We start from the raw sequence: 10,643 nt of genomic DNA, 5'->3' as shown, positions 1-10,643 counted from the left end.
GGCCCGCCGGTCCCCCACCGCCACGATCCTCCTGCTGCTGGGCGCGGTCTACTGCCTGCTGCCCGTGCTCTGGGTGCTGGTCGCCGCGTCGAAGAGCCCGAACGAGCTGTTCTCCACGTTCACCTTCCTGCCGAGCACCCACCTCGTCGACAACATCGCCGACCTGAGCGGCTATCGCGACGGGCTCTACTGGCGCTGGATGGCGAACACCGCGCTCTACGCCGGCGTCGGGGCGCTCGCCTCCACGCTCGTGTCGGCGATGGCGGGTTTCGCGCTCGCCAAGTTCACGTTCCCCGGCAAGGGCGTCGTCTTCAACATGGTGCTCGCCGGCGTCCTGGTGCCCGGCGTCATCCTGGCCATCCCGCAGTACCTGCTGCTGGCGAAGATCGGCATGACCAACACCTACTGGGCCGTGCTGCTGCCGAGCGTCATCAGCCCGTACGGGATCTATCTCGCCCGGATCTTCGCCGCGGCGGCCGTCCCGAACGAGGTGCTCGAGGCCTCCCGCGTCGACGGCGCCGGCGACTGGCGGACCTTCGCCACGGTCGTGCTGCCGATGATGCGGTCGGGGCTCGTGACGGTGTTCCTCTTCCAGTTCGTCGCGATCTGGAACAACTACATGCTGCCGTACATCATGCTCGGCAACGACAAGCTCTTCCCCGTGACCGTGGGCCTGAGCGGACTGCTCAACCAGGGCGCCCAGCAACCCGCGATGTACACGGCTGTCGTTACGGGCGCGCTGCTGTCGGTCGTACCCCTGGTCGCTCTGTTCCTGGCTCTGCAGCGCTTCTGGCAGGTCGACCTGGCCGCCGGTGCGGTCAAGGCCTGAGGCGGTCGTGGCTATGATCCCTACCGTGCCGACCTCGCCGAACGCGGGGCGCAAGCGGCCGACCATCCGCGACGTCGCGCGCGAGGCCGGGGTCAGCTACGCCACCGTCTCCCGTGTGCTCAACGGCCGGGAGTGGGTGAGCCCGGAGGCCGTGCGGGCCGTGCGGGACGCCATTTCCCGGACGGGCTACACCGCCAACCAGCACGCCCGCTCCCTGGCGACCGGCCGGTCGGGATCCATCGCGTTCCTGCTCACCGAGCCGCAGCACCTGCTCTTCGAGGACCCGAACTTCGCCGTCCTGCTGCGCGGGGTCGCCCAGGCCCTCGCCACGCACGAGCTGACCCTGATCCTCATGATCGCCGCCACGCCCGAGGAGCGCACCCGGGCGATGACCTATCTCAGCGGCGGTCACGTCGACGGGATCCTGCTCGTCTCCCCGCACTCCGGCGACCCGCTGCTGGGTCAGCTGGTCAACGCGGGCGTGCCGATCGTGGCGTGCGGGCAGGTGCTCGGGCACGAGGCGACGATCAGCTCGGTCGCCGCCGACGAGTGGGCCGGCGCCCGGTCGGCGGTCTCGCACCTGCTGGCCGCGGGGTGCCGGCGGATCGCGCACATCGCCGGCCCGCAGGACACGTCCGGCGGCGTCGACCGGCTGCGCGGTTACTCCGACGCCCTGCGGGCGCACGGCCTCCCGTACGACGAGTCGCTGGTGGCCTACGGCGACTGGTCCCACGCCTCCGGCGCCGCGGCCGTCCGCGACCTGCTCTCCCGCGCGCCGGACATCGACGGCATCTTCGCAGCCTCCGACTCCATGGCCGCCGGCTCGCTTCCCGTGCTGCGGTCGCTGGCGCGGGAGGTCCCGGGCGACATCCGCATCGTCGGCTTCGACGATTCCGGCCTCGCCGCCACTCAGCATCCCCCGCTGAGCTCGGTCCGCAACCCGCTCGACCGGATCAGCGAGGAGATGGTCCGGCTGCTCACCGATGTGATCGCCGGACGCACCCCCCTCTCCATCACGGTTCCGACGACGCTCGTCCTCAGGGAGTCGTCGCCCGCTGTCTGACGGAAAGGATCCACCGTGCACCGATCCGTCCGGACTCTGGCCGCTGCCCTCGGCGCCACTGTCCTCGCTCTCGCCGCCACCGTCTCTCCCGCCGGAGCGGCCACCACACTGTCCATGCTGGGCGCCGACGTGTCGTCGCTCCAGCGCAGCCTCGACCTCGGCGCGCCCTACTACGACGCCGCCGGCGCGCGCAAGGACCCGTACGACATCCTGAAGTCCGCCGGGGTCAACTACGCCCGCCTGCGGATCTGGAACAACCCGGCCAGCGGCTACAACAACAAGGCCAAGGTGCTCCAGCAGGCGAAGGCGATCAAGGCCAAGGGGCTCAAGCTCCTGATCGACTTCCACTACTCCGACACGTGGGCCGACCCGGGCAAGCAGTTCAAGCCCGCGGCGTGGGCGTCGCACTCACTCGCGCAGCTGGGCACGGACGTCTACAAGTACACGTACGACGTCTGCACCAGCCTGAAGGCGCAGGGCACCACGCCCGACTCGGTCCAGATCGGCAACGAGATCAACGTCGGCATGCTGTGGCCCGAGGGTCAGGTCACGAACAACAACTTCGCGCCGCTGGCCGGCCTGTTGAAGCAGGGCTACAACGCGACGAAGGCGTGCAACAGCGCCACGAAGGTCATGATCCACGTGGCGGACGCGGACAGCCTGGCCAACGCGCGCTGGTTCTACGACGGGATCACGGCGCAGGGCGTGCAGTGGGACATCACCGCGCTGTCGTACTACTGCATGTGGCACGGCACGCTGGCGAACCTCTACAACGTCATCACCGACGTACGGACGCGGTACGGCAAGCCGGTCGTCATCGCCGAGACGGCGTACCAGTTCACGACGGCCGACGCGGACAGCGAGAAGAACTCGATCCCGGGCACCGTGCTGTGCGACAACATCCCGGCCACGTCGCAGGGGCAGGCGCAGCAGTTCGCGTGGGTGCAGAACACGGCCCGCAACGCCGGCGCCATCGGCGTCTTCTACTGGGAGCCGACGTGGTACGCGGTGCCCGGCAACGGCTGGGACCCCGCGGACATCAACGGTACGGGCGACGGCTGGGACAACATGGCGACGTTCGACTGGACGGGGCATGTGAACCCGTACATCCGCTGGACGCCCTGAGGTTCTCCGCGGCCCGCTCCCCGCGGAGCGGGCCGTAGGCTCCGCACATGATCCGCCCAGCGAACCGAGCCGATCTCGCCGCCGTCCTCCGCCTCTATGCGCAGCTCAACCCCGACGATCCGCCCCTCGACCCGGCCACCGCGGCGGCGACCTTCGACGGCATCCTCGCCGCGTCCACGTGCGACCTCTACGTGCTGGAGCTCGACGGGCGGGTCGTCGCCACGGCGTACCTGAACCTGATCCCCAACCTGTCGCGCTCCGCACGGCCGTACGCCGTCGTCGAGAACGTGGTGGTCGACGCCGCGCTGCGCGGCACCGGGCTGGGCAAGCAGCTGATGGCGGCGGTGCTGCGGGCGGCGTGGGACGCGGGCTGTTACAAGGCGATGCTCGCCACGAGCTCCCGCAACCCGGCCACGCACGCCTTCTACCGCGCCTGCGGTTTCTCGGGCGACGCCAAGACCGCCTACCTCGCCCGCCCGCCGAGAAGTCTCTCCGGGGACGGCTGGGCCGGGGCCTAACGAGCGCGCAGGCCGGCGACCAGGAGTCCGACCATCATCCGGCCGTCGTAGGCGGGGTCGCTGCTGTCGCCCGCGCACAGGTTGCCGACGCCGCGCATGAGCGAGTACGCCTGGATGCCCGGCTTGATCTCGCCCGCTCCCTCGGCGGCCGCGATCAGGTCGGCGAGCACCGGGGCGAGGCGCTCGACGAACAAGCCGTGCAGCGCGGCGAACCCGGGCGTGTCCGACTGCAGGACCTCGGCGAGCCCGTGCTTGGTGACGAGGAAGTCGGCGAAGAGGTCGATCCAGCGGGCCAGGGCCACGTACGGGCCGGGGCTGTCGCGCAGCAGTGCCGGGCCGGCCTCGGCGCAGGTCTCGATCTGGTGCCGGTAGACGGCGACGATCAGGTCGGCGCGGGTCGGGAAGTGGCGGTAGATCGTGCCCATGCCCACGCCGGCCTTGGTGGCGATGTCACGCACTGGGGCGTCGACGCCGGACGTGGTGAAGACGCTCGCCGCCGCGTCGAGCAGGACCTGCTCGTTGCGCTGGGCGTCCGCTCGTTTGCGTGCCGGAGGCAACGCGCACCTCCAGGGCCGGGAACTCTCCGTCCGATCGTCGCAGAGTGATCGGGCGGCTGCAACCTTCGACCTTAAATCGATTGCCTAAGGGTATTAGTCTTGAGGCATGACGCCGTTGACCGAGACCGAGCTCCGCCGCGCCTTCGTGAACTGCAGCAAGGGCGAGGCCGCCCGCCTGCACGTGCCGCGCGACCTGGCCGGACAGCCCTGGGCCGACCTCGACTATCTGGGCTGGCGAGATCCCCGGGCACCCGACCGGGCGTACGTGGCGGTGCCCGGCATATCCGTCGTCCTGCGCAGCCCCTCGCCCGGCAAGACCCGCATGCGCCGCAGCATGTGCTCGATGTGCACCGTGACGCCGCTCGGCGGGGTGTCGCTGATGGTCGCGCCGCGCGCCGGCAAGGCGGGGAAGCGCGGCGACTCGGTCGGCGCCTACTTCTGCACCGACTTCGGCTGCTCGCTCTATCTGCGCGGGCTGCGGGACGCGGGGCCGGGCGCCCGGCTGCCCGAGACGATCGCGCTCGAGGAGAAGACCGCCCGCCTCACGGCCCATCTCGACGCATTCCTGCAGCAGATCGTCCGGAACCCCGGCTAACGTGCCCCCATGACGGAACCACCCTTCGCCGGCACCGAGGAGGAGCACCTCACCGGCGCCCTCGACCGGCAGCGCACGACGTTCCGCTGGAAGGCGGACGGGCTCGACGCGGCGGGCCTGAGCGCCCGGATCGGCGCATCGGCCCTCACGCTCGGCGGGCTGCTCAAGCATCTGGCGCTCGTCGAGGACCACTACTTCCAGGCCAAGCTGGACGGCAGCCCGTACACCGAACGCTGGGACGTGCTCGGCGCCGACGGCGCGGAGTTCGTCCTCACCGAGCAGGACACGCCCGAAGCGTTGTACGCGCTCTGGGACCGCACCGTCGCCAGGTCGCGGCAGCGGCTCGCCGCCGCACTCGCCGACGGCGGCCTGGGGCAGCCGATCGCGCTGACCGGCCCCGGCGGCACGCCGGCCAGCCTGCGCCGGCTGGTCTGCGACCTGATCGAGGAGTACGCCCGGCACACCGGCCACGCCGACCTGCTGCGCGAGGCGGTCGACGGCCGCGTCGGCGAGGACCCGCCGCCCGGCTGGCGGCCCGCGCCTCCCGCAGCCGGGTCGTGAACGCCCTTTCCCCGTACGGGTGACAGACGGCACGTGGCCGGGGTGGATCGCCGGTGCAAGGATCGTCGCAGCGAATTCCTTGAGGAGCGTGACCATGTCCGATCCGTTGACCGACCTCGCCTACGCCAATCTGCTCGGCGTCTTCAACGAGCGCGACGACGCCGCCCGCGCCAAGGCGGCCGAGCAGACCTACGCCGAGGACATCGTCTTCCACGACCCCGACAGCACCGTCACCGGCCGCGCCGCCGTCGACGCCAAGGCCAAGGAACTGCTGGAGAGCTCGCCCGGCTTCGCCTTCCGCCCCGCCGGCCCGGTCCGCATCTCCCATGACCTCGTCATGCTCCCGTGGCAGTTCGGCCCCGAGGGCGCCGACCCGGTCGTGAGCGGCCTCGACGTCTCGCTGGTCGCCGACGGCCGCATCGCCGTCCTCTACACCCTCCTCGACGGCCCGCCGCCCACCCAGGCCTGACCGGGCGCGGGGCCGCCGCTCGTTCATCGCCTGCCGGGCGCCGTTATCAGCGCGCGGCGAGCCTGCCCGGCGACGACCATCGGGAGATGCCTGTCGCACCCCTGCACGACCGCGTTGCCATTGTCACCGGCGCCAGCCGCCGGGCCGCCATCGGCGCCGCCGTGGCCCGTCGCCTCGTCGCCGACGGAGCCGCCGTCCTCCTGCACTCGTGGGCGCCGCACGACGCCGAGCAGCCCTGGGGCGCCGACCCCGGCGGCCCGGCCGCCCTCGTCGACGAGCTGCGCCGGGCCGGTGGCCGCGTCGAGCACGTGTCCGCCGACCTGGCCGGACCCACAGCCCCGGCTGCCCTGGTCGCCGCGGCCCGGCAGGCCTTCGGGCACGTCGACGCCGTGGTCGCCAACCACGCGCGCAGCAGCACCCAGTCCCTGGAGACCCTCACCGCGGGCGAGCTGGATCTGAGCTACGCGGTCAACACCCGCGCGACCCTCCTGCTGGCCCAGGCCTTCACCGCCCAGCACGACGGCCGCCCCGGTGGTCGTCTGCTGCTCTTCACCTCCGGGCAATACCACGGTGCCATGCCGGCGGAGGTGCCTTACATCGCGTCGAAGGCCGCCCTGCACGAGCTCACCCGCAGCCTCGCTGTCCACCTGATGCCGCGAGCCATCACGGTCAACTGCATCAACCCCGGCCCGAACGACACCGGGTACGCCGATGAAACGACTCGCGCCACCGTCACCCGCCTCATCCCCGGCGGCCGCTGGAGCACGCCGGCCGACACCGCGCGCCTGGCCGCCTGGCTCCTGAGCGACGAGGCCGGCTGGATCACCGGCCAGACCATCGCCTCCGACGGGGGCTGGTCCGCACGGTGACTCCCGCTCCCGCGCGGCACCGGCGACCGGTGCGCGGGCGACCCCGCCGGCGCCGGCCGGAGGATGGCCGGGCTGCTAGCCGGCCACCGGACTCGTCACCGCAGCGGCCGTCCCGGCTCGTGCCCCCTGGGCCTCCCCACCGGCTCGCCTGCCCTGGGCGAGCGGCTGCCGAAGGCTCGTCGCGAGAAGCTCGAGTTGGGCCACCGCGGCGCTGGCGGGCGGGGCGGTGTAGACGATCAGGCGGAGGTCGCTGTCGCGTACGGTCAGAATGTCGCTGTCGACGGTGAGGGGCCCGACGCCGGGGTGCAGGAAGGTCCGGCTGGTCACGGTGAGCCCGCGCGCCGGGCGCTCGTGCCACAGGGCGGCGAAGTCGGCACTCGCCGCGTGCAGCTCGGTGAGGAGCTCGCCGAGCAGCTTGTCCTTCGGATAGCGGCTGCGCGCCTCGCGGAGGTCCGACACCAGCTCCAGCCGCAGCCGGCGCTCCTCCTCGGCGTTGCGCAGATAGCGCGTCGGGGCGCCGGTGAAGACGAGGATCTCCTCGTCGACGGCGACCGGATCGCGGCCCGCCTCACCGACCGGGGGAGCCGGTCGAGCAGTGGAACGGCTTCGCTCCCGGTGCTCCGGTCACCGTCACGGAGACGGCGTTCTAGCAGGTGCGGGACGGCCGGTTCAGCGTCATGTGGTACCTGATGGACCGGCGGTGACGGCCGTGCCCCCGGCGCGGGCCGGGGGCACGGCGCGGCTCAGGACAGCGTCAGGGCGTACACGGTGATGCGGGGGTCGTCCGGCAGCGTGATCGAGCGGATCTGCTTGCCCGGCGCCGCCGGCAGCGACGCGGCGAAGAGGCTCACCGGCGGGCCGTCGACGCCCGTGCCGGCCTTGATGCGGTGCGGCATGGCGAGGACCTGGGTGGTGCCGGCCGCCGCGGTGCCGCACCAGTCGGCGATCGTCACCGTGGCCGCGGACGTCGTGCCGTCGGTGTAGCCGATGGTCACGGCGCCGGTCACCGGGCCGTTGTGGCTGGCGGCGACCAGGTTGATCGCGGTGGAGGAGCCGGGGACGAGCAGGGACTGGCCGCGGGCGGGGACGAAGTTGCCCTTGGTGCCGGTCGGGTCGGGCGCCTGGTAGGTCACGCCGCCCCAGGTCACCGGGCCGGCGGCCGGCAGCAGCGACGCGTCGTAGCTCCAGCCGCCCCCGTCGTAGTTGCCGGAGGTGGTGTCGGCCACGGTCGCCGTGCCGTCGAGGGTGGCTTGAGGAGTCAGATCCACCTGGCAGCCGGCCGTCGACGTGGCACAGGTCAGCGGCTTGACGGCGGTGACCGTCGCGGTGCGGGTGACGGATCCGGTGCGGACGCTGATCGGGTAGGAGCCTTCGGGCGTGCCGGCCGGGGCCTCCGCCGTGACCGTCGCCGTCCAGCCGACCGGGAGGTGGTTGCTGACCAGCACCTTGACGGCGGGCTTGACGGTGACCTTCCAGCCGGCGGGGGCCGTCGCCGTGACGCGCGGGGCGATGAGCAGCGGCGCCTGCGCGACGACGTCGGCCTCGAAGGTCACGCGCGAGGTGGTGGCGGCACCGGCCGGGACCGCGGCCGACGCCGGGCGGATCGACAGGTCGACGTGGGTACGCGAGTCGGCCCGCGCGTTGTTCACCGACGGCGGCTCCGCGGCGGCCGACGTGCCCCAGCGCGACGGCGTGGTGCCGAGGGTGTGTGCGAGCGTGCCGCCCTTGGCAATGTCCTGCCACGTGACCCAGTTCTTCGTCACCTGCTTGCCGTTGAGGGCCACCTTCTGGATGTAGCGCTTGTCGTCCGAGGCGCCCGGCGCGGTGATGCGCAGGACCTTCCCGTTGGTCCGGACCGTGGCGGACGGGAACTGCGGGCTGGAGACGGCGAGGAAGTTCGCGCCGCTCATGGTCGGGTAGAGGCCGAGCGACGAGAAGACGTACCAGGCGCTCATCGTGCCGAGGTCGTCGTTGCCGGTCATGCCGTCCGGGCCGGTGGTGAAGAGCGTCATCGCGGCGCGCACCACGGTGGCGGTCTTCGCCGGCTCGCCCGCCCAGTGGTACATGTACGGCGCGAGCAGGTCGGGCTCGTTGTTCGGGTTGTACGTCTTCTTGCTGTAGTACTCGTACGGCGCCGCGATCCAGTCGGTCCGGGCGGTGCCGGCCGGGTCCGCGAGCAGCTTGTCGTACGCGAAGAACTCGTCCAGCCGCGACGACGTCGCCTTCCGCCCGCCCATCAGCTCGACGAGCCCGGACGGGTCCTGCGGGACGAGCCACTGGTACTGGTACGCGCCGCCCTCGTGGAACTGCTCGGACGCGGCCACCGGGTCGTACGGGGTGAGCCAGGTGCCGTCGACCGTGCGGGGGCGGAACTGCTTGATCGAGGAGTCCCAGAGGTTGCGGTACCACTGGCCGCGCTGGGCGAACATCGTGGCGTCCGCGGTCTTGCCCAGCCCGCGAGCCATCAGCGCGAGCGCGGCGTCGGCGGCCGAGTATTCGAGCGTCGCCGAGGCCGGGTGCACGCAGTCGTTGTCGCCGCCCTTGTGCACGCAGTCCTCGCCCAGCTCGAGACCGGACGGGATGTAGCCACGGTCGGCGTAGTAGTCCTGACCGGTCCGGCCGTTGTAGGGCGAATCGGCCGGCGGCTGCGACGTCGCGTTCTTGCGCAGCAGTGCGTACGCCTCCTCCTCGTGGCCTTCGAGCAGCCCCTTGGACCAGGCCTCGACCAGGAACGGGGTGACCGGGTCGCCGGTCATGATGTTGGTCTCGCTGTTCGCGAGGGCCCAGCGCGGCAGCCATCCGCCGTCGCGGCCGATCGCGACGAGCGACAGGGCGACGTCGCGGGCCACGTCGGGCGTCAGCAGTTCGAGCAGCTGGTTCTGCGGCCGGTACGTGTCCCAGAGCGAGAAGTTCTGGTACGGCGTGTACCCCGACGCGGTGTGTACCTCGCCGTCGAAGCCGACGTACTTGCCGTCGACGTCGCCGGCCACGTTCGGGTGCAGCAGCGAGTGGTAGAGCGCGGTGTAGAAGGCGCTGCGCCGCTCGGAGGTGCCGCCGCCGATCTCGATGCGGTCGAGCTCGTCGGCCCACGTCGCGCGCAGGGCGGCCCGGGTGGCGTCGAAGTCGTACGAGCCGGCGGTCTCGGCCGCGAGGTTCTTCCGCGCGCCGTCCAGGCCGGTGTACGACAGGGCGACCTTGACGACGACGTCCTTGTCCTCGGACGCATCGAAGGTCACGTAGGCACCATTGGTCCCGTCCCTGTCACCGGCCACGACGGAACTTCCCCGCCACGAGCCGTACGACGCGAACGGCCGGTCGAACGTGGCCGTGAAGTAGACGGTGTGCTGGTCCTTGCCGGCGCAGAAGTTCCCGGCGTGCACGCGGCCCTCGACCGTGCGGTCCCCGACCACGTGGATCTCGGAGTCGAAGACGGACTGGTTCGCCTTGCCCGTGTTGAACAGGACGTTCGCGGCGTCCGTGGCCGGGAACGTGTAGCGCTGCCAGCCGGTGCGCTGCGTCGCCGTCAGCTCGGCCTGCGTCCCGTACTTGGACAGACCGACGCGGTAGTAGCCGGGCGACGCGTCCTCGTCGTCGTGCGAGTAGGGCGACTTGTAGACGTTGACGTCCGTACTCGTGACGGCGCCCGTGGTGGGCAGCATCGGCAGCTCGCCAGCCACGCCGCAGCCGACCCCTGACAGGTGGGTCTGGCTGAAGCCGTAGATCGAACCCTGCTGGTAGTCGTAGCCGCCCTGGCCGCCGGTGTCCGGGCTGACCTGGACCATGCCGAACGGCGCGCTCGCCCCGGGGAACGTGTTCCCGAAGTTCTGCGTGCCGACGAACGGGTGCACGAGGTCGACGGGGTCGGGATCGGCCTGCGCCGAGGCGGGCGAAGCGTGGACCACCCCCGCCAGCAGGACGGCGGTCGTGAGGAGCGAACGGAGCACGGTGAACCTCCGGTCAACATTGCAAAGAGTCCGTGACAACGCTGTCATCATCAACGATGCCTGTCAATGCGCTCCCGACTTGCTACCTACAAGATCGCCGGGATGCCTCAAGC

At 71.6% G+C, this 10,643-nt stretch carries 11 protein-coding genes; 8 read left to right on the top strand and 3 right to left on the bottom strand.

What is annotated here, in order from left to right; translation table 11 throughout:
- From RBH18_RS06840 to RBH18_RS06825, 4 genes are all read left to right on the top strand, one after another.
- Nucleotides 1-829: carbohydrate ABC transporter permease (locus tag RBH18_RS06840; RefSeq protein WP_306205095.1), on the top strand; the 829-nt coding region annotated here is incomplete at its 5' end.
- A gap of 25 nt (nt 830-854) precedes the next feature.
- Nucleotides 855-1,892 (top strand): LacI family DNA-binding transcriptional regulator, encoded by a 1,038-nt coding sequence (locus RBH18_RS06835; RefSeq protein WP_306205094.1) that lies wholly within the window; start codon nt 855-857, stop codon nt 1,890-1,892.
- A gap of 15 nt (nt 1,893-1,907) precedes the next feature.
- Nucleotides 1,908-3,017: a glycoside hydrolase family 53 protein gene (locus RBH18_RS06830; protein ID WP_306205093.1), complete on the top strand. Its 1,110-nt coding sequence runs from the start codon at nt 1,908-1,910 to the stop codon at nt 3,015-3,017.
- Nucleotides 3,018-3,064: 47 nt separating this feature from the next.
- Nucleotides 3,065-3,535 (top strand): GNAT family N-acetyltransferase, encoded by a 471-nt coding sequence (locus tag RBH18_RS06825; RefSeq protein ID WP_306205092.1) that lies wholly within the window; start codon nt 3,065-3,067, stop codon nt 3,533-3,535.
- Here the strand turns inward: RBH18_RS06825 and RBH18_RS06820 are convergent.
- A complete protein-coding gene (locus RBH18_RS06820) occupies nt 3,532-4,092 on the bottom strand; it encodes a TetR/AcrR family transcriptional regulator (protein ID WP_306205091.1) in 561 nt (186 codons plus the stop codon). The two genes, RBH18_RS06825 and RBH18_RS06820, sit on opposite strands and share 4 nt — an antisense overlap.
- A 106-nt stretch (nt 4,093-4,198) precedes the next feature.
- Here RBH18_RS06820 and RBH18_RS06815 point away from each other — a divergent pair, with 106 nt between their 5' ends.
- From RBH18_RS06815 to RBH18_RS06800, 4 genes are all read left to right on the top strand, one after another.
- Entirely contained in the window at nt 4,199-4,687 is a 489-nt protein-coding gene (locus RBH18_RS06815) for an FBP domain-containing protein (protein ID WP_306205090.1), read from the top strand.
- A 9-nt stretch (nt 4,688-4,696) separates the two neighbouring features.
- Complete coding sequence (locus RBH18_RS06810) at nt 4,697-5,248, top strand: DinB family protein (protein WP_306205089.1); 552 nt, start codon at nt 4,697-4,699, stop codon at nt 5,246-5,248.
- Between the two features lie 94 nt (nt 5,249-5,342).
- Entirely contained in the window at nt 5,343-5,717 is a 375-nt protein-coding gene (locus tag RBH18_RS06805) for a nuclear transport factor 2 family protein (protein ID WP_306205088.1), read from the top strand.
- Nucleotides 5,718-5,803: 86 nt separating this feature from the next.
- Nucleotides 5,804-6,586, top strand: a complete 783-nt coding sequence (locus tag RBH18_RS06800; protein WP_306205087.1) for an SDR family oxidoreductase — start codon at nt 5,804-5,806, stop codon at nt 6,584-6,586.
- Between the two features lie 75 nt (nt 6,587-6,661).
- Here RBH18_RS06800 and RBH18_RS06795 read toward each other — a convergent pair whose 3' ends face one another.
- Complete coding sequence (locus tag RBH18_RS06795; RefSeq protein WP_372338876.1) at nt 6,662-7,120, bottom strand: MmyB family transcriptional regulator; 459 nt, start codon at nt 7,118-7,120, stop codon at nt 6,662-6,664.
- Nucleotides 7,121-7,329: 209 nt separating this feature from the next.
- Nucleotides 7,330-10,530: a GH92 family glycosyl hydrolase gene (locus RBH18_RS06790; RefSeq protein ID WP_306205086.1), complete on the bottom strand. Its 3,201-nt coding sequence runs from the start codon at nt 10,528-10,530 to the stop codon at nt 7,330-7,332.
- Between the last annotated feature and the right edge of the window lie 113 nt (nt 10,531-10,643).

Source organism: Actinoplanes oryzae (assembly GCF_030757795.1).
Taxonomy (GTDB): domain Bacteria; phylum Actinomycetota; class Actinomycetes; order Mycobacteriales; family Micromonosporaceae; genus Actinoplanes.
This window is presented reverse-complemented; position numbering and strand designations above follow the sequence as displayed.